The organism is Scytonema hofmannii PCC 7110 (genome assembly GCF_000346485.2).
GTDB classification, from domain to species: domain Bacteria; phylum Cyanobacteriota; class Cyanobacteriia; order Cyanobacteriales; family Nostocaceae; genus Scytonema; species Scytonema hofmannii.
The window spans coordinates 1055037-1075619 of the sequence record NZ_KQ976354.1 but is presented as its reverse complement, the minus strand read 5'-3'; the positions used below and the strand labels follow the sequence as shown (position 1 = coordinate 1075619).

Below are 20583 nucleotides of genomic sequence, written 5' to 3'. Positions count from 1 at the left end.
AATGACAGTCACTCCACAACAAATACCACAAAGCACCTTTGAAAAATACTTTTGGACTTGGCAGGGCCACAAAATCCAGTATACCGTCATGGGAACAGGAAAGCCCCTCGTACTCATTCATGGCTTTGGCGCATCTATTGGACATTGGCGAAAAAACATCCCTGTATTAGCAGCCGCAGGTTACCAAGTCTTTGCTATCGACTTGTTAGGGTTTGGCGGTTCTGATAAACCACCGTTAAAGTACGCTGTAGAAGTTTGGGTAGAACTCCTCAAAGATTTTTGGACAGTACACATACAAGAACCTGCAGTATTTATAGGCAATTCCATTGGCGCACTGATCGGTTTGATCGCTGTGACAAAACATCCAGAAATCGCTGCAGGTGGCGTTTTAATTAACAGTGCAGGCGGTTTAAGTCATCGTCCCCACGAACTGAATCCACCGCTACGCATTGTCATGGCAGCTTTCAACAGATTTGTGAGTTCCCCAATTACAGGGGCGTTCGTTTTCAATCGCATTCGTCAGAAAGCTCAAATTCGCCGCACTCTATATCAGGTTTACCGCGCTCGAGAAGCCGTCACCGATGAACTGGTAGACCTACTTTATACACCTTCCTGCGATCTAGGAGCACAACAAGTTTTTGCCGCGATCCTCACAGCACCTCCCGGTCCCTCTCCAGCAGAATTATTACCCACTGTTGAACGTCCCTTGTTGGTGATTTGGGGTGCTGAAGACCCTTGGACTCCAATTACTGGTGCAAAACTTTACGAACAAGCACGGGACAATGGTAAAGATATCAAAATTGTTCCCATTCCTGGTGCCGGTCATTGTCCTCATGATGAAGTGCCAGATGTCGTCAATCAACACATTATAAATTGGCTCTCATTGAAAAATTATTGTAGCTATTGAACGATTCATGCGCTTCTCAAGAGAAGCTTGACTTGTTAAAGAAGTCGAGCTTCTCTTGAGTGCTGTTCTCCAGTTTCATTATAATAAAAGGAGAATGATTAAAAGTAAAAGATGACCAGCAAAGAATTATTAATCCAAGAAATAGAAACTTTACCACCAGAGTTAGTATCAGAAGCACTCGATTTGATTCGGTCTCTGACGGTTAACTATACAAAAAACAAGTTGGAACCAGTCCAGCAAGAATTTATCCCTGTAACTGATTCTACAGAAACTGCTGGCGATAAAGAGCAGCTTACATACCGTCCTGCTTCCGGACGTTCCATCCTACGGCATGCTGGTACTTGGGAAGGTGATGACTTTGAGGAATGCCTTCAATCAGTATATGCTACCCGTGGTAAAGCTAAATTTGATGACGAAAACCCATTTGAATAATGTATTTACTAGATACAAATCATTGTAGTGCCATTATTTTAGGTGAACCAAATGTTATCCGTAGTGTCAGAGAAGTTGGAGAAAATAACCTTGCCACTTGCGTAATTGTCCAGGGTGAACTGACATTCATGATGGAAAAATCTCAACGCCAGGAAACCAATCTGGCTAGGTTAGCAGAATTTTTAGAAGATATTCGGATTTATCATATAACAGAAGAAACAGCAACAATTTACGGTAAAATTAAAGCAGATTTATTCAAGAAATTTGCACCCAAAGATAAAAACAAGCAGCGAAAAACTAAAATTGTTGATTTAGGTTTTGATGAAAATGATATTTGGATAGCTGCTATTGCCTTGCAGAATAATTTAACTGTCGTTTCAAAAGATAGTGACTTTTTGCGAATTCAACAGGTGATAACCTTTTCGGTGGAATCTTGGCTTTGATTTACAACAATTGGATACATATTTTACTGAGGTGTTGAAGTCTGTGAAGAACGTTGTATAACTCGTTGCCTCGGTTACGTAGATCAAAAATATCTGACGTGGCACATTAACCGATCGCTGGTCACTGGTCACTGCCAATGCAGTACGATTGTTCTATCATGTTACTGGAGACAATGATAATATTAAGAACTGTTTCGCACTAGAGCTGTTTCTCTCACCCCGTTCATATGTTAGACACCCAGCGATCGCTATCCTTAAATGGGCAACTTCCTCACACAAACCCAAACAGCCAAAACACTATCCGCATTCGGGGTGCTAGACAGCACAACCTGAAAAATATCGATCTGGAATTGCCTCGCGATCGCTTGATTGTCTTTACTGGCGTTTCTGGTTCTGGCAAATCTTCCTTGGCATTCGACACTATCTTTGCAGAAGGACAGCGCCGCTATGTGGAATCCCTTAGCGCTTATGCACGGCAATTCTTGGGACAGGTAGATAAACCTGATGTTGAGGCGATTGAGGGATTAAGCCCAGCTATTTCTATCGACCAAAAGTCAACATCTCATAACCCCCGTTCTACTGTAGGAACGGTGACGGAAATTTACGATTATTTGCGACTTCTGTTTGGACGCGCAGGTGAACCTCACTGTCCCCTATGCGATCGCTGTATTGCCCCCCAAACCATAGATGAGATGTGCGATCGGATTATGGAACTACCAGATCGCACTCGCTTTCAAATTCTTGCGCCTGTTGTTCGGGGCAAAAAAGGGACACATAGCAAGCTACTATCAAGTTTAGCATCCCAAGGTTTTGTCCGCGTTCGGGTAGATGGCGAAGTCCGAGAACTTTCTGATGCCATTGAATTAGATAAAAATGTTATTCACACCGTAGAAGTTGTTATTGACCGATTAGTTAAAAAACCTGGTTTGCAGGAGCGTTTGTTTGATTCGCTTTCTACCTGTTTGCGTCAATCTAATGGAATTGCAGTCGTTGTCATTAGTCCTTCATCTGACAAGAGTGATGAACAACAACCAAAGACAAATGACCAAGAATTAGTATTTTCAGAAAACTTCGCCTGTCCGGAACACGGGGCGGTGATGGATGAATTATCACCGCGCTTGTTTTCGTTTAACTCTCCTTATGGTGCGTGTCCTCACTGTCACGGGATTGGCAGTTTAAGAAGATTTTCGGCTGAGCTGGTTGTTCCTGACCCTGAAGCACCAGTGTATTCTGCTATTGCTCCTTGGTCGGAAAAGGAAAATACTTATTATTTGGAGTTGTTGTATAAGTTAGGACAAGAACACGGTTTTGAGTTGCAGACATCTTGGAGTGTGTTGACTGAGGAACAAAGGGAGATAATTCTGAATGGAGAGGAAAAAACCGCAGAGACGCAGAGGAAGCAGAGGGATGGATATAAAGGAGTTTTGCCGATTTTACAGAAGCAATATGAGGGGGGTTCGGAGTTAATTAAGCAAAAGTTAGAACAGTATTTAGTCGATCAGCGATGTCCGGTGTGCGAGGGGAAGCGATTGAAACCGGAGGCGTTGGCGGTGCGGTTGGGACAGTACCGGATTACAGATTTCACGGGGGTTTCTATTCGGGAGTCTCGGAAAAAGGTTGACCAATTACAATTGAGTCAGCGCCAGTTACAAATTGCCGATTTGGTTTTGAGAGAAGTTAAAGCGAGATTGCAATTTTTGCTGGATGTAGGTTTAGATTACCTCACTCTTGACCGTCCTGCAATGACACTTTCGGGTGGAGAAGCACAGCGAATTCGTCTTGCAACTCAAATTGGTTCTGGGTTGACTGGGGTTTTGTATGTTTTGGATGAACCCAGTATTGGTTTGCATCAACGAGATAATGGACGATTGTTGCGAACTTTAATTAGGTTACGGGATTTGGGTAATACCTTGATTGTCGTGGAGCATGATGAAGAAACCATTCGTGCGGCTGACCATGTTGTTGATATTGGTCCGGCTGCTGGGGTTAATGGGGGTAGAATCGTTGCTCAAGGCGATTTGCAGGCATTGCTAAACTCGGAAGAATCTCTGACAGGGGCTTATTTATCAGGACGCAGAGCGATCGCAACTCCCGCAATACGTAGGGAAGGAAACGGGCGAAGTTTGGTTATTAAAAATGCCTATCGCAACAATTTAAGAAACATTAATGTAGAAATACCGTTAGGAAAACTTGTTTCTGTCACTGGTGTTTCTGGTTCTGGAAAATCTACCCTTATTAACGAATTACTCTACCCGGCGCTGCAACATCAACTGACGCGGAAAGTGCCTTTTCCTAAAGAGATAGATGGCATTCAGGGATTAGATACCATTGACAAAGCCATAGTTATTGACCAATCACCAATTGGGAGAACACCCCGTTCTAACCCAGCAACATACACGGGCGTTTTTGATATTATTCGAGACGTTTTTTCAGAAACAATTGAAGCAAAAACCAGGGGATATAAACCCGGACAATTTTCTTTCAATGTTAAAGGGGGGCGTTGTGAAGCTTGTAGCGGACAAGGTGTCAATGTCATTGAAATGAACTTTTTGCCCGATGTTTATGTACAGTGTGAAGTTTGTAAAGGCGCAAGATATAACCGTGAAACTTTACAAGTGAAGTACAAAGATAAATCTATTTCTGATGTTCTTAATATGACAGTAGAGGAAGCTTTAGAATTTTTTACAAACATTCCCAAAGCTGTGAATAAATTGCAAACTTTAGTTGATGTTGGATTGGGATATATTCAACTAGGACAACCTGCAACAACTTTATCTGGTGGTGAAGCACAGAGGGTGAAATTAGCAACAGAACTATCACGTCGTGCTACGGGTAAAACACTTTATTTAATAGATGAACCAACGACAGGTTTATCTTTTTATGATGTTCATAAATTGTTAGATGTTTTGCAACGTTTAGTAGATAAAGGCAATTCAGTTTTAGTCATTGAACACAATTTAGATGTGATACGTTGTGCGGATTGGCTGATAGATTTAGGACCGGAAGGCGGTGATAAAGGAGGAGAAGTGATTGCTGTGGGGACACCAGAAGAAGTGGCGGAGAATACAAAGTCATATACCGGACAATATTTGAAGCAGGTGTTGACAGTGAGCAGTGACCAGTGAGCAGTGACCAGAAGGCAGTACACTGGTTTGTGGAGGTTGTAGCTTAATGGAAGAGCAGGAGTTCTCCAAACTCAAGACTGGAGGTTCGATTCCTCCCAATCTCCACCTTAATATAGCAATTTCCACTTCTGTGAAGTACAGAAAGAAATAATTAACCGCAGATGAACGCTGATGAACGCAGATAAATTATTACGTTAAATTAACTTTAAGCAAGTCTTTCTCAATCCAAAATCTAAAATCTAAAATCCAAAATGGTATCATGAACATTCCGCCTGAAGAAGTGGAAATTTGTCTTAAAGTTTTGCAGCAAATATCGGAAGAGCCAACTCTTATAGATTCTCATCATCGCTTTAAAAGTTTGATTGCAAAAATCTATAAAAATGGTAAGAAAGAATCGCGTCGCGCTCTTCAGCAACAGCAAAAAGAGGAAGCTCAAAAGTTAAAGGCAATGACAGCGATTGTGCAAAGCCAACTTCAAAAGCAACCAGTTGTAACTTTGCCTAATTCTATAGCTACCCAAAACCAGCTTGTCAAACCTAATCATTGCTATATTTGCAAGCAACTTTACACGGAAATCCATTTCTTTTATCATAGGTTGTGTCCGACTTGTGCGGAACTTAATTATAGTAAGCGCTACCAACGGACGGATTTAACAAATCGCGTGGCATTGGTTACGGGGGGACGTATTAAGATTGGCTATCAAATAGCGTTACGGATGTTACGTGATGGTGCTAGAGTTATTGTAACAACAAGGTTTCCTCGCGATTGTGCTCGCCACTTTAGTCTAGAACCGGATTTTGCTCAATGGCGATCGCATCTCCAAATTCATGGGTTAGATTTAAGGCATATTGGAAATGTCGAAGCATTTGTCAGTTATCTTCTGAACACCGAACCCACACTCGATATCATTATCAACAATGCCGATCAAACCATTAAGCGTCCGTTAGAATTTTATCAACACCTGTTGTCTCAAGAAAATAACGATCGAGAAACTATACCATTTGAAGCCAATAGTTTAATAACTTCTAAACCCGACTCAATTCTACTAGAAACCCAAACTCAATATCCAGGTCATTTACTCACAAACAATGTATATTTTCCAGAGAATACATTTGATGCTGACGGACAACAACTAGACACACGTCCGGTTAATAGTTGGAGACTTAAGTTAGATGAAGTGAGCACGGTGGAAATGCTAGAAGTTAATTTAGTCAATGCTATTGCACCTTTTATTTTAAATAGCAAACTCAAGCCATTACTACTAAAATCGGCATTTCACAGACGTTTTATTATTAATGTTTCAGCTATGGAAGGGCAATTTAATCGTGTTTTTGAGAGGAACCCTAATATAAAGGCACTTCTACTCAATGTAAATCATTTAAGGGATAGGGGAGCGATCGCATTAGCTGAAGCATTACACAAAAATCAGACGCTTGTTGAACTAGGGGTAGCAAGTAACGGTATTACGCCAAGTGGGGGAGTCCCGTTGATAGAAGTAATTCAAAAACATCCTTCATTAATCAATGTTGACTTTGGTTACAGTGCATCTACACGAGTCTTAAATGCTGTCAGTAATTCTATAGGAGATACTGGGGCTGAAGCTATTGGCAAGCTTTTGAGACAAAATTCAACTTTACTCAAACTCAGTTTACAAGGGAACAGCATAACTGAAAGTGGAAAGCTTTTGTTAATCGCAGGATTAGAACAGAATATGACACTTCGCCAACTATTTCTAGATGGGCGACAAGATGCGCGGATAACAGCACTACTTCAACGCAATTTGACTTTTGGTGTCTCTAGCAATCTAGCTGTTACCCGTGATCTTGCCTTGATTCGTAGCGTTTATCGGAATAAATCTTAGTCGCGAATAGTCATTTTTCCACTACATATTTTTTGCAGAACATCCATTTTTTTAAGTATTTTCTACCCTATTTGTGTTTCATAAATATAATAATATTGCTATATATGTATCAGAATATTACATTTTATTAAAATCAGCTTATTAATTTTACGTAACTTGAATTTACGAATACTACTTGTGCATAAGTTAAAGTTGCTGACACCTAATATATAAAGAAAATTGTTTTTTTCAATCTAGAAGCTTTTAGAAGGTTAGTATCTATGGCTCAAAAAACTTACGCTAGATTGAGAACAAACCTTCTTAGGAGGTATAGCAGATGAGTATTTAAATTACTTTACTCCACCCATAACACTCAAGATTATGATGAGTTGGTCATTAACAGCAATACTTTACACAGCGATCGCAAAAAACTAGTTTGTTCGAGTGGAGATATAAGATACTAAGGTGTCCAACAAAAAACAACTAGATTTTCCTCTTGTTGGACTACTGTATCGGTATTCTATGGTTTGCGGTTACTGCTACTATTAAGTTTGCTGCAATTTTGAGTAATTTAATTTACTAATTGCTTAGCAAAGCCAATGATGATATTATTGTATCGTATAATAACTTCTATTTGTGGAATAAAAATAAATTTATAAGTGGGTAATCACTAAAGGAATGTTCTTATCATATGATCTCTCTATATTGTTTGTATAGAATTCATCAATAAGAGCATTAATAATGAAAAAATATCGGTTAACTTATTAATAAACACATCAAATCCTTGTAGAAAAAATTATGTCAATTCCTGGTTATCGTAAAAAACTATCAGAAGCTTTGCAGGATGCTTTTCCAAGTCTCAATGCTTTTCAACAACTTGTTTTTTATGAATGTGAGAAAAACCTAAATGAGATAACTATACCCAATAACTTAAACGATTTAGTATTTGAATTAATTCAGACAGCAGAAAGTCAAGGATGGACTATTGACCTCATATTAGGTGCTATTTGTACAAATCCTGGAAACAAAAAACTAATTGAATTTGCCAAAGAATTGTTCCCACTAGCTGATTTTTTTTGTAAATATCTAATGCCTATTCTTAAGAATTTTGAAAAGAATAATAACTTTGAAATATGTAAAAACTTATGTTGCAAAATTTTACCTTATGAAGCAGAGATACATCATACTACTAGCAATATTAAAGATATAAAGAGTTTAGCAAAAATATTTTTTATAGATTATCCAGAAAATTCAATAATGTTAAATTTTGCTTACTCGTTATTAGAAGAAGAAAAAGTAGAAACTTCAGTGAGACAAGAATTAAAAAACAATGTTGAGAAGGTAGCACAACAACATAAGGTACAACTTTCAAAATTTTCAAAAAAACAAATAAATAACAAAGTTCTCCCTTATCTTTTGATTATAATTGATGCTGAATGCATGATTAAGGGATACCTATATTATAAAAGATTGAATGATAACGAGTGGGAGATCGAGCCTATTGATATAAATGATTCACAAAAAGGAGGTAAAGTTGAATTTAATAAACTCGAAATACCAGTAGAGTTATTTATCCGTAAAAGTGAAGAAATACTTGAGCGGAAGACAAATGAATTTTACGAATTGACTATTGAATTTTTTCTGCCTTACAAGTACTGGTATGAAGAAATAGAAAAATGGACTATTTCACTTTTATTAGATAATATTTCAGGTCTAGGTGGTCATAAAAATAAATCTTTTATTGGAGAAGAATATAAAGTTGTAGTGCGCTCTTATGAACGACTTATATTGCCAAAACTACGCAATTCGCTAAGAGGAGGCATCGAGAGACTGAATAAATTACGCGAAGACTTCAATTCTCAGATTCTTGAAGATGCATTTGAATATTTGAATGAAATTAATGACACTAACTGTAACAATCTTAAACATAACTTACAAGAAAAAATAGGATTAAAGCTAATATGCTCAGAATCTGTTTCCAATGAAGAACGTAGAGGGATACTTCAAGCTATTGCTATAGATATTATTAGCTCTGGAATTCCTATCATTATATGGACAAGAGCTAATGAAATTACCAAGCCTAATTTACAAGATGCAGTAGAACAAATTATTACATTTGAATCATTAGCTGACTTCAATCTTTTATTTCAAGAGGTGCAGAAAAAACGAAGATATGGATATAATCTAGGTATTTTATTTGAAGAACCAGTGCTAGAACCAGATTTTTTAAGGGATATAAGCTCGTGTTTGACAAGTCCTACCTGATACTTATTTAGGAGAATTAGAAACTGCAGTTATACAGCAAAATCAACAACGTAGGTTTCCGAAGTAATCCTTTATATTGAAATGTAAGCTACAAGGAGTTAGCAAAATGGGAGATTTGACAGAGTGGAGAATTTTTCAAGGCAATAGGGAACAGCACAATGCAATTGAAGACCTTCCCGATCCACCTAACTGGCGCAAGTTCAGTAATATAGATAAAAGTGCTGTAGCTCGTGGTAAAATCGACGCTCATTGGCAAAAATTTCAAGAAATAGACAAAGAAAATACAAGAAACCAGGAACGAGGTAAGAATTTTCGTATCCAGACAGAACAACACAGCGATGTTGTAGACGCTGTTAATGCTGCTCTTTATTTACGAAGACCATTGCTAGTAACTGGTAAACCTGGAAGTGGTAAAACTTCCCTTGCTTATGCTGTTGCTTATGAACTTAAGCTCGGTCCAGTACTACTTTGGCCTATTACCGCACGCTCAACTTTACAAGAAGGGCTTTATCGCTATGATGCGATCGCACGACTTCAAGATGCACAACTAGCAGATAAAGATAGTAATAATAGCCAAAACATAGGTGAATACATTCAGCTTAACTCTGTCGGTACAGCGTTTTTACCTTCTAATTTTCCACGAGTACTTCTCATTGATGAAATAGACAAAAGTGATATTAATCTACCCAACGATTTGCTGAATTTATTTGAAGAAGGGGAATTTGAAATTCCAGAGCTAGCTCGCTTATCTAAAAAGCTAAGTGACCAAAAAGTTACAGTACGGACTGCTCTCACTCTGGTGCGGCACCGCGAGATTCAACTGTAGCGGAACGTCAAATCTCTACAGATAGACTAGTCAGAGATTTACAAGATTTTATTTTTCCAGAAGAATGGCTGAAATACCGTTTGAGCGCGAGCTATGAGCCACCAAGGCATATTGCGATCGCTGCTTGTCGTTCCCATCAAACAGCAAAAGAGCAAACAGGTGAAGATGGTAAAGGACGTGGTGCTTTCTCTTACTTTTTCACTCAAGCATTGCAACGCACCAATGGTAAATTATCCTATGCTGATTTATTCCAAGATGTCCATGCTTTAATCCTCAGTAAAGTCACCGATCAATCACCTCAAATAGAAGCACTTGCAGAAGATTTAGCACAAACCTTCTTGGGAGGTGGAGCAGGCGAACGGTTGAATCACTTTACTCTCACTTATAACACTAAAGTTTACAGTGATTGGGTTATTAACGGCGGTGCTTTACACGGTATTCGTCCAACAACTGAAGGAGAGACTGTATTAGCAATTTTTCCACAAGGAACTCAACCAGAACAGTTGAGCGATATTTCTGATGCCATTTGTCAGGCTGTCGTAACTAGGGTACAATTAGAGAGTAGCAAAGTTGAATTCATAACTGATAGTTCTCTACTATCTTTAGATGAGCCTTACTGGGCAGTTATCATCAGCGTACCTATTCCTCAAATGAAAGTGAATTTTGTAGGGGACGAGCAAGGTATAGAACTTGCTCGAACGGCTCTAACAGGGCCTAATGAGGGCAAACCATCTTTGTTTATTCAAGAAGCCGAATCATCTGAAAATGCTTATTACGAGCTAGAAGCACATCAAGGTCAATACTGGATTAATCAAGCGAGCGATCAACGCTCAATAGTCGCACCAATTCCACTCGTTCCCGATAACCAAGGATATACTCAACAGCGTGCAGTCCAAATCATCAAACGTTTAGAACACGTTGTACGTTGGACGAATGTTCTAGAATTGAAAACTCCACAGACTAGCCAAATCCAACCAGGTGATGTGGATCTAGAAGTTATTATTATCTCTGATGGTAGAGAGTATTCTTCAAAAATAACTGCTGATTTGCGTGGCGAATACACTTTCAAGAATAATAGGTGGATACCACCAGAGATAAAACTCAAAGTAACCAATCACAGCAAGCAAGACATCTACTTTCAAATAGTAGAATTAGCAGGTAATTATTCAATAAGTATTCCTGAATTTTTCACGGAGAGAGGAAGTATAGTTTTATCGAAGAAATCAAGTGATGGCTTCATACCATCAAGCACAACAAGTGAGACATTAGATCTAGTCATTCCCAGAGCGTATTTAAATAGTGGAGTCACCGAATACAATGATATTTTCAAGTTAATTGTCAGTGACAAAGATTTTGATGCGAGTTTACTTGCACAAAAAGGACTTGATGCTCCACCTGTCACTCGTTCTACTCGTTCTACAGCATTATCTGGTGCGCCCAACCGTTCAATGGACAACGTTTATTCTCGTCAATCAGAGCGATGGCAAGATGAAAATATAGAATACGTACCTTCTGATGGTTCAGCACTGCGTCGGAAACCTGACAACTGGATGACTAAGGAAGTCAAATTAACCTTGGTTAAACCACCAAGTGGTAGAAATTAAAATATCTGAATCAACAACTCTACAACCTGATGTTAAATTAAGCGTGTCCTGACTTCACCATCTAACCCAGTTCAGAGCCATTGGTAAAACCTGCCTGTAAGGAGTTATAAAATTAAAGTTAAACTACAATATTCTTCAAAAAAGCATCACTGGTTGTAGATATTGACCAACTGGGTTTATGATATATTATTTATATCTAATAAAATAGAGAGTGAATTGGGAAATAGAGTATACCAATGAGTTTGAAATTTGGTGGCAAACTCTTAGCGAAGAACAACAAGATGATATTGTCAGTGTTGTTCAATTACTAGAAGAAAAGGGTACACAATTGCCTTTTCCTTATTCATCTGGTGTTAAAGGTTCAAAGCACTCTCATCTGAGAGAATTACGCATTCAAAGTTGTGGTAACCCAATTAAAATATTTTATGCCTTCGATCCTCGACGAGTTGCAATTTTACTTATCGGTGGAGATAAAACAGGAGATGACCAATTTTATGATAAATATATTCCCATAGCAGATCGTCTTTATGAAGAGTATCTTCAAGAAATTACTAGGGAGGGTTTGATATGACAAAACACCACAAATTTAGCAAACTAACTAAAGATTTTTCTCCTGAAAGAAAAGCAAAAATTGCTGTTCAAACAGCAAAATTAAAAGAAGAAATGGCACTGGCTGAATTACGTCAAGCTTTAAAAATATCTCAAGCTAAATTAGCTGAAGAATTACAGTTTAGACAACATGCTATTTCTAGATTAGAGAATCATACTGATATATATGTAAGTCATTTACGACAAGTTATTGAAGCAATGGGAGGAGAATTGAAGATAACAGCAAAATTTCCTGATGTTGAAGTGTCAATTACTAATTTTAAAGATTTGGAAATGGAGATTGAGAATTAGGATCTGAATTATCCGAAATCATAAAGCGATGGCGGTGATAAAATCTAAGATGCAGCTTTCTTCTGAGAGCAATAAGCAAAATTTGATAGAGTACATCTGTATGATTTCAACCGTAGTAGGTTAGGTTTATCTTTCACAACTGAATCAATTAAATGGAACCGCTACCCAATAATTGGGAAGATATTCAGCCTGATACTGTATATCAAAACACGAGTGATTTACTAATTTCTTTTAGTCAAGAACAAATTAAACTGGGAATAAAATATGACCAAAATAGTAAACATTTAAAAGCTATTGAGAAAGGTCCAGTTCCTTCACGCGGTAGTATTGGTCTTGTTCCTTCTCAAGAAGAAGGTTTCGATTTGAAATCGAAAGTAATGGGAAAAGGCGGCGACCGTCGGTTTCATGCCAGATTTATAGATGGAGTTTTACACTTTCCTGGTTTAGCAACAGAACATTAATCCCAAATCAGATATGACTAGCATTGAATTAAAAAATCACCCAGTTTGGCATGATTTGAGTGAAATATTACAAAATATAGATGCCAACACACTTGCTAAAGAACATCTCTCTTTATGTAATTATAAAGTGTGCGGTTATTGGGATGAGCAGGATAAATATTATGAAGAAATTACCCTACCACGCACTCTCGAAGCTGAATTAACTAGTAGTTCGATTGGCATAACACATAATAAGCGCTTTCTCCAATTGAAATTTATTCTCACAGTTTCTAGAAATGGTGTTGAAGATAATTTAAGCCCTAATAATAGACAATCTATTGGCGACTTGGAGCTTATTTATGATGAAAATCTAGAATTCATAGATGAGAATTGGCAATTAGATATTGATTCTCCTTATTTAGATATTCAACACGCCTTACAAGAATAGTAGCCCACTACTTTCGTGCTATCAACAAGAAATTTTGCTGTCGCAGCGTATACATCTTGGTCAATTAGAAATCTCATACCTAAGCTGATACAAGGTAAATATCCTCAGCTACCACTAACGCGATCGCGTATTGCAAGCAAGCACGAATATCCTCAATCTGCAAATCAGGATAGTAATCCTGAATAATGTCGTTGAACGAAAGCCCCTCATTCAAAAGCTCAAGAACGCTTTGTACGGTGATACGTGTGCCAGCGACACAAGGTTTACCAAAATGAACTTGAGGACTAACAGTGATTCTATCCATGTTTCTGCTAAGTTGTGAGAACTGTTTTCCTAATTCTAATGGGTTCTCGTTAAAGTGAGGGCTAACAACCCTAATGCTGCCCGTGTCATACCTTCAAAATTTGATGCCGTCATATATTAAGCGCATAATATAAAGACCAAGCTACAAAAATTAGCTTCTAGCCAGAATCCTCGTCTCTTTAGAGCGAGGAGCGGCTCAAGATATTGTTGATAACTTACTGACTGTACTCGCTACTTAAATGGGCGATCGCTTGTTTAATCCAATCTTCCACAAAAGCATCTTTTGGCAGCCCAATATTTTCGCTCACTACGTGCAAGGCATGGCTGACTTCACCCGCAGTATAACCTAATGCCAACAGAGTCATTTGCACTTCGTCCAGAATTCCGGGCGCAGGACCACCTGTGGCGACAAAAAAGCCTGCGGACTTGCGCCACTCTATCAACTTGTTTTTGAGTTCTAAACACAAACGTTCGGCAGTTTTCTTGCCAACGCCAGGGGCTTGGATAAGAAGTTGAATATTCGCTGTGATAATTGATTGGACGAGATCGGGTAGTTCTAAGGTGTCGAGAAGTGCGATCGCTAAAGCCGCCCCCACACCACTCACACCCAATAAATGCCGAAACACGTCTCGTTCTCCTGGTGAACCAAAGCCATAGAGCATAGGTACTTCTTCACGAATTTGGTAGTGGGTAAAAATTTGCACCTCACCACCAATTTCCGGCAATTGCTTTGCCAGTCGGGATGGAACCTGCAAATCATACCCCATACCATTGACTTCAAGAGTCAGGATATGACGATGAGCGCCATTGTTTTGGATAGCAGCAACAATTCCTTTGAGATAACTAATCATAAGAATCCAAAGTATTTCAATCCTTCTAGAATGCCACCCGCACAAAAGTTTTGTGCCAGGTAGTGATAGTCAACGGGATTTTCATTGTGCCATTGAAGTAGCTCTGGACGAGCATTGCCAACAATAATTCCCCGTTCTTTACCAGCAGCGAATAAAGCAATATCATTTCCCGAATCACCACAAACAACAGATTGCTCTGGTACAAAGTTCCACTTTTGGCGGAGAAATTGCACTGCCTGACCTTTATCGCTGTGAGGAGGGACAATGTCCAAGTCTATACCACTGCTGTAAATTAATTTGACTATTAAACCACATTTCTGAAACTCTGACTCAAGTTGTGGTATAATTTTTCTTGCTTCTTCATCCTGAAGTAAAAAACTGACCTTAAAAGGGCGTTGTTCTGAGTCTTGTTGGGGAACTAAAGCCGGAAAATTGTCAGTTACAGATACTATGCGATCGCGGTTCCATCCGGAAGATAAGTGTTGAGACCACTCCGAATCGGGTATGTCATCACCATTAAGATAGATTTCTGTTCCCACAGCTAACACTAAACCATCTGGTTCCAAAAGATTCTTTTCTTCTTTGAGTTCCCTATACAGAATGACGTTCTACTCTATCTCTAACTGGGAGTTCCTGCACAAACAAATGGCTGTCTTCCGCTCTTTTCGTAAGCGCAAGCAGTAGGAATGTGCTGTTTGCAAACTTATACCGTTGAGTTTTTCACTTGCCCATATTTACGGACTAGTGGTTCACCACATTAATTTTGATGGTAAAACGATGTTCAGACTCATCTTCTTTTCCTCTTACTTCGCGCTCTTTGCGTCGAGTGCGGTTTTTTAATCACCCAGCAAAGTTGGTGTGGCGGACTACTAGTGCCGTCATGGTACGTAGGTTTTTATAAGCGGTGACCGCCTGCTTTCTATCAATGTGTAGCTTGACCCTGCGTTGGATTGCTGATAAATTAAAAAGCGTAGTTTTTTCAGCATATTGCTACTCTTCTGGCATGAAAATATCTCTCTCCGAGGAGAAGAAAGACAGGGAGGATAATTACCAATCCAAGCGTGTGTGGTCAACACCAGTTGCGGATGATGAAAGGAGTATTCCTTGTCCTCCTGTTTCCGAGCAGTCCCTACTAACAACTTTTGGTCGGGAGCGATCCAAGTCGATAACGAAATTTCTTTTCGTTACCGACTTGGACAATACATTTGTAGGTCTTAGGGAAGAGGATGATAAAGCGCTGGAAGAGTTAAGCAAATATTTACAGGAACACCAAAAGTACGGGACGAAGATTGTTTATGCAACAGGTCGATCTCCCACTCTCTATCAGGAACTAAAAGAAAGCAAGAAACTATTAAAACCAGACGCGTTAGTTTTGGCAGTAGGTACGGAAATTTACTTAGATGGTAGTAACAAGCCCGATTCAGAATGGGCAAAGAAACTTTCAGACGGGTGGAATCGTGACGTTGTAGTAGAAATAGCACGTGATTTTTCTAAATTAGAGCCGCAACAAGAATCAGAGCAACGTCCCTTCAAGGTGAGCTTTTTCATTGAAGAGGAAGCAGCAATAACAGTAATACCACAACTAGATTCAGAATTCCGAAGACGTGGTTTGACAGTCAAGCTAATATATAGTGGGGGGGAAGATCTCGACATTATACCCCATGATAGCGATAAAGGACAAGCAGTACAATTTCTTCGTCAAAAGTGGCAATTTTTACCAGAGCAAACTGTTGTTTGTGGTGATTCTGGCAATGACATTGCGTTATTTGCTGCAGGAACATGGGGAATTATTGTTGGCAATGCTCGTTCGGAACTGTTACAATGGCACCAAGAAAATGTTTTCGATTATCATTACCGTGCAAAAAGATATTGTGCAGGTGGGATACTGGAAGGATTAAAACATTTTGGTTTTTTGTAACCACCTTTCGGGACATGAATCTTCAGTTTTAGTACGATTAAAAGTCAAAATTAAATTATTAAAATTTGATGTAAAAGGTCTAACCTATATCAGTCTTTTCAAATTTTAGATTACATAGGGCTTGCTGAAAAAGTCGATTCTAGCGAATCTAGAAGCCACACAGCTGGCAAAATGGTAGTTTTGTCCCTTAGTTTCCAAATTTACCCAGCGATCGCCGACGAAAATGCAAGGTTTTTGAGACTATAGATGTTATAAACTTGCACTTGTTTGGCAAAAAAAGGCTTGAAACCTTTATCTGTCCTAGCCTCCAATTGTATTCAGCAAGCCCTACATAGTGGGTAAATAAATTATGAGTTCATTTTTATTTGTGAGTGATTGAGACCACACATTAGTAGGTGATGAAAAGGCTTTAGAAAAGCTAAACCAGAAGTTAGAACAAAATCGAAAAGAATACGGTAATAGTATATGCAACAGGACGCTCACTAACCTTATATAAACCTACCTTCCGCACCCTAAAGTGTCACACTACGAATTTTGAACGTTTGAGGATTTGGGGTTAGCGATCGCCATCGCCATTTTCCCATTTTTGTATAAAATACAGCCTTTATAGTTAGTAAAAATCCGAAAAAACAGATTATGACAGTAGGGGGTGCGGAATGGGGGATAAAAGCTAATCTCAACAGTCATCGTTACCTCGCCAAAGCTAAGTTTGTGGTTAGAGTTGAAGAAGGTTTACAGTATTCGAGATTTTTCAAAAATTAAGCTTCCATACTCTACCAATTCTAACTTGATTGAGTCTAGTACGACACAATTATAAAATTTTACTCTTCATAAGCGCCTAGTTCTTTAAGGATGTTAATTTGATTTGGTGTCACATTGTGTATTTCAGAAATATTCATATCTTTATATGGTTTGTTAAGTTCTAAAGTAGAAATAATGTGCTCGATTGTTGATGTATCCAAAACCTTTTCTGGTGATGCATCCCAAATTTTTACAGTCTGATCTTGGCTGCTACTAAGGAGCTTACTTCCATCAGGGCTGAAAGCTACAGACTCTACAGTTCCTTTATGTCCTTTAAACTCCTTAAGGAGATTCATTGAGTCTATATTCCACAGCTTAATAATGTCTTTTTGTCCAGCGCTAGCAACAAGTTGACCATTGGAATGAAAGGCAACAGAGAATATTTTATGTTCCGCCTTCCTACTGCTAATAACTTGTCGAGAATTAACATCCCACAATTTTATTTCTTCATCGAAACCTCCACTGACTAGAACATTGTGGCGTTTTGGATTAAAAGCAACAGAATGCGCTTGACCATCGTGCTTTCCTAAAATAAACGTATCATCATTGTTTTTTAAATTCATTATACGGATAGTTTTATCTCGACTGCTACTAGCTAAATAACAACCATCTTGACTAAAAGCTAGCGATAACACTCGATCGTTATGCTCGATAACTTGATTGAGCCTTACGGGGTTGTCTAAATCAGTTAACTCCCAAAGAAAAACTAATTTGCTATTACCTGCAACGGCCAATTTGTTCTCTAGAGGACTAAAAACAACACATCGGATGCGTTCTCCATGCCCTTTCAACATAGTATAGTATTGCCAGTTTTGATTGACCAACTTCCACAGAAAAATCTGTCCGTTTTCATCACCACTAGCTAGAAGTGTCCCATCTTTGTTGAAAGCTACTGACCAAACCCAATCTGTATGTTTGGACAAGCTGTAAATTACGCTATTCTTGAGGTCACAGTTATTCCATCGAGAGTAATCGTGGTAATTTCCAACCCCAATTTTATTATCTTCACCTCCAAAAGCAAAGGTTTTACTATCTGGACTAAAGGTTATTGACCAAATGCGGTTGGCATATCCTTTCAAATCCTTGCGCTCTTTCTTTTGTTTACTTGTGTCCCAAAATTTAATAGTACGACCATCACCACCGCTAACTAAAAGTTTAGATTTGTCGGGATGAGGACAGAATGCTAAACTCCTTAACTGATGTTTATGACCGTCTAAAGTTCCAATCCATTGTTCCTGAGTTAAACTCCACAATCTAATCTTATATTCACGTGACTCAGCAGGACTATCTTGATTGCTATATCCAATGGCAAGAGTATTTCCATCGTGACTAAATGCTACTGCTCGTACTTGCTCAATTTCTTCTAGAGAAAGGGAACGCCAGACTTTCAGAGGATTCCTATCAGTTTCATCACTATGCCATAACCACACTTTCCCGTCTTCACCTCCGGTGGCTAGAGTGTTAAGACCATTAAATGCAATACAGCGTACTGTACCAGTATGCTTTTCTGGCAAAGTGCTAAGTTTTTTACAAGCAACCGTATCCCATAACGTAATACTTCCATCTTGATGACCACTAGCAAGCAATTTTTGATTAATAAAAGTTATACAAGCTACATCTCTAGCGGATAAATATTTGCCCTGCTTTGAATTAGTTGAATTACTAATTTCTGGTAAAAATATTGCGTTATTATCCCCATCTCCGCCTACTGCTAAAATACTACCATCACAACTAAATGCTACTGATAAAACACGCCTATTTAGAGGCCAATATTTTATGTTGCCAATCGTGGGTTCACCTGATGAACTATCAGGTACAATCTCCCATAAGCCTACAGTTCCGTCCTCTGCTCCCCAAGCAAACTTTTGATGTTGAATATTGGGACTAAAGGCAACTGACCAAATTTGGCTTTGTTGCGGATTGCTAAAAATGTAGAGTTTTAAACTCTCTGTATTTTGAAGTCGAATTGAGCCATGAGCGTCTCCTGTAGCAAAATAACTACCATCACAATGAAACGCGATGGAATGAATACAACCTAAAGGTTGGAGAAAAATAGAATTTTTCAGATCGGAATTAGTAAAATTTACTGCTGCTAATACAGCATCTCGTAAGTCAGCTTGCCAAATAGAAATATTTGATAAATTACATTTGCTAAAATCTATTCTTAATTTTAACTTTAATAACAAATTTAAAATATTACCTGCTACATAGTTATTTTTTAAATTTTGCTTGTTTTTCAAAAAACTCAACAAATGGTCACTAATTATTTTTTTATCTCCGTTAAATTGCTCCATGGCCAACATTTTTTGTTCAATTGGCTGCAAAAATTTTTCCACATCTGTTGTTAAAATTGAATAATTTTTTAAAATTTGAAAAGTTCCTTTGCTAATTTCTTCACTTATATAAGTAATAGTTTTTTCTTGAACGTAATCAGAGACTTCAGACGACAATGAATATATTTTTGTAGAATTAATTTCTTTTTCTTCAATTAAATTTAAATTTACTAAGTGGTTCAAACTATCTTGACATTCTAAGTTATGACAGATCGGTTTTTTTCTAAAAGATTCTAGTGCGATATGCTCATCAGACTCAAGCGCCAGCCCACACATCAGTTGTCGTTCTGAGTCTTTTAGTTTATCAAACTGCTCTGACAAGTTTTGAATCGATTTCTCTGATTCACTTAATTCTGGTTTTCCGTTTTTAATGCCCTTTTCTAAATTATGACTTGCACTATTAACATCAAGCTTTGCCAAAATCTCAAAAGCAAAGGCACTTGCATGGCGTGCAGCAATTTCCTGAGAACCAGACGCATCCGCCTCACTCTTGCTGTCAATTAGGTCAGAAATACCACGCACAATCAGTGCATATACCTGCTGGTTTGCATGAGCCGCTTGCAGTAAACCTCGCCCCTCCATTTCCACTGCAACTGCATCCCCATAGTTTGACTGGAGAAACTTCCAAATAGTTGATTGGGTTGAAGCAACCACCTTTTCTCCGGCGGCGATAGGCGCTACGAAAACACGGGGAGCAGTATTTGTGCCAGATCTTAATCTTTGCAGCCAGTCTGTTTTTCTTGCCTCAGCCCTGGCTCGCTGTATTAAATTGTACGTAGAAAGCCCAACATCAGGTCTGGGTTCAAATTTGAGTTGTGCTTTACCTGAATCATAACCGTATACCTTTGTTGCGGCTACCACGTCACCAAGAGCAACATCTTTAATACCACCCGCCACCCCAACAAAAAAGATCACGTTGGGGTTGAAGTAGGCGATCGCTCTTTCTGCTTCCACAGCTGCTGTTGAATTTCCTGCACCAACCTCAACAATTCCCACTTCCCACGTTTTACCGTTGGCAATAAATTTTCCGCGCTCATAAATTGTTCCCTGGGGATGCGTCTCCTCCCGGAGGTCAACCAGATGGGCGCGAACAGCCATATACTCTATAGGAATAGCAGTCAGTATAACCGCGCAAGGCATATGTTAA

The 20583-nt window shown here is 38.7% G+C and carries 16 protein-coding genes, 1 tRNA gene and 2 pseudogenes; 14 read left to right on the top strand and 5 right to left on the bottom strand.

The features are described from left to right. The first annotated feature begins 1 nt into the window (after position 1). The 13 genes and pseudogenes from WA1_RS04650 (at position 2) to WA1_RS04590 (ending at position 13230) form a co-directional block, all read left to right on the top strand. Complete coding sequence (locus WA1_RS04650) at positions 2-907, top strand: alpha/beta fold hydrolase (protein WP_017743217.1); 906 nt, start codon at positions 2-4, stop codon at positions 905-907. Between the two features lie 111 nt (positions 908-1018). Continuing rightward, entirely contained in the window at positions 1019-1339 is a 321-nt protein-coding gene (locus WA1_RS04645; protein ID WP_017743218.1) for a hypothetical protein, read from the top strand. Continuing rightward, positions 1339-1782 carry a PIN domain-containing protein gene (locus WA1_RS04640; RefSeq protein ID WP_017743219.1) on the top strand — a complete coding sequence of 148 codons (444 nt, stop codon included), beginning with the start codon at positions 1339-1341 and terminating at the stop codon, positions 1780-1782. The genes WA1_RS04645 and WA1_RS04640 overlap by 1 nt, the downstream gene beginning before the upstream one ends. 227 nt (positions 1783-2009) lie before the next feature. Beyond that, positions 2010-4907, top strand: a complete 2898-nt coding sequence (gene uvrA / locus WA1_RS04635; protein ID WP_017743220.1) for an excinuclease ABC subunit UvrA — start codon at positions 2010-2012, stop codon at positions 4905-4907. A gap of 31 nt (positions 4908-4938) precedes the next feature. Continuing rightward, positions 4939-5012, top strand: a tRNA-Gly gene (locus tag WA1_RS04630). A gap of 154 nt (positions 5013-5166) precedes the next feature. Continuing rightward, positions 5167-6768 carry an SDR family NAD(P)-dependent oxidoreductase gene (locus WA1_RS04625; RefSeq protein WP_017743221.1) on the top strand — a complete coding sequence of 534 codons (1602 nt, stop codon included), beginning with the start codon at positions 5167-5169 and terminating at the stop codon, positions 6766-6768. 777 nt (positions 6769-7545) lie between these two features. Continuing rightward, positions 7546-9012: a VMAP-C domain-containing protein gene (locus WA1_RS04620; RefSeq protein ID WP_017743222.1), complete on the top strand. Its 1467-nt coding sequence runs from the start codon at positions 7546-7548 to the stop codon at positions 9010-9012. Between the two features lie 115 nt (positions 9013-9127). After that, positions 9128-9799 (top strand): annotated as a pseudogene (locus WA1_RS04615) (AAA family ATPase); the annotation flags it as partial. Positions 9800-9918: 119 nt separating this feature from the next. After that, the gene (locus tag WA1_RS04610; RefSeq protein WP_017743224.1) at positions 9919-11442 is read left to right on the top strand and encodes a caspase family protein; all 1524 of its coding nucleotides are present in this window, start codon (positions 9919-9921) and stop codon (positions 11440-11442) included. 211 nt (positions 11443-11653) lie between these two features. Then, on the top strand, positions 11654-12013 hold the full coding sequence (locus WA1_RS04605) for a type II toxin-antitoxin system RelE/ParE family toxin (RefSeq protein ID WP_017743225.1): 360 nt from the start codon (positions 11654-11656) through the stop codon (positions 12011-12013). Then, positions 12010-12342 carry an XRE family transcriptional regulator gene (locus WA1_RS04600; protein WP_017743226.1) on the top strand — a complete coding sequence of 111 codons (333 nt, stop codon included), beginning with the start codon at positions 12010-12012 and terminating at the stop codon, positions 12340-12342. Before WA1_RS04605 ends, WA1_RS04600 begins: the two co-directional genes overlap by 4 nt. A gap of 152 nt (positions 12343-12494) precedes the next feature. Next, complete coding sequence (locus tag WA1_RS04595) at positions 12495-12803, top strand: hypothetical protein (protein ID WP_017743227.1); 309 nt, start codon at positions 12495-12497, stop codon at positions 12801-12803. A 13-nt stretch (positions 12804-12816) separates the two neighbouring features. Next, the gene (locus tag WA1_RS04590) at positions 12817-13230 is read left to right on the top strand and encodes a hypothetical protein (protein WP_017743228.1); all 414 of its coding nucleotides are present in this window, start codon (positions 12817-12819) and stop codon (positions 13228-13230) included. Between the two features lie 79 nt (positions 13231-13309). Here the strand turns inward: WA1_RS04590 and WA1_RS04585 are convergent, their stop codons facing one another. The 3 genes and pseudogenes from WA1_RS04585 to WA1_RS04575 form a co-directional block, all read right to left on the bottom strand. Then, the gene (locus tag WA1_RS04585; protein WP_017743229.1) at positions 13310-13534 is read right to left on the bottom strand and encodes a DUF433 domain-containing protein; all 225 of its coding nucleotides are present in this window, start codon (positions 13532-13534) and stop codon (positions 13310-13312) included. A 214-nt stretch (positions 13535-13748) separates the two neighbouring features. After that, positions 13749-14384: a Holliday junction branch migration protein RuvA gene (gene ruvA / locus WA1_RS04580; protein WP_017743230.1), complete on the bottom strand. Its 636-nt coding sequence runs from the start codon at positions 14382-14384 to the stop codon at positions 13749-13751. Further along, positions 14381-14986 (bottom strand): annotated as a pseudogene (locus WA1_RS04575) (sucrose-phosphate phosphatase); the annotation flags it as partial. The pseudogene WA1_RS04575 and the gene ruvA, both read right to left, overlap by 4 nt. A gap of 563 nt (positions 14987-15549) precedes the next feature. On the opposite strand from WA1_RS04575, the gene WA1_RS04570 reads away from it, so the two are divergent. Further along, positions 15550-16302: a sucrose-phosphate phosphatase gene (locus WA1_RS04570; RefSeq protein WP_026134631.1), complete on the top strand. Its 753-nt coding sequence runs from the start codon at positions 15550-15552 to the stop codon at positions 16300-16302. Between the two features lie 525 nt (positions 16303-16827). Here the strand turns inward: WA1_RS04570 and WA1_RS56600 are convergent. Further along, complete coding sequence (locus WA1_RS56600; RefSeq protein WP_158516594.1) at positions 16828-16989, bottom strand: hypothetical protein; 162 nt, start codon at positions 16987-16989, stop codon at positions 16828-16830. A 134-nt stretch (positions 16990-17123) separates the two neighbouring features. Continuing rightward, positions 17124-20576: a phosphorylase family protein gene (locus WA1_RS04565; protein ID WP_017743234.1), complete on the bottom strand. Its 3453-nt coding sequence runs from the start codon at positions 20574-20576 to the stop codon at positions 17124-17126. Positions 20577-20583: the final 7 nt, after the last annotated feature.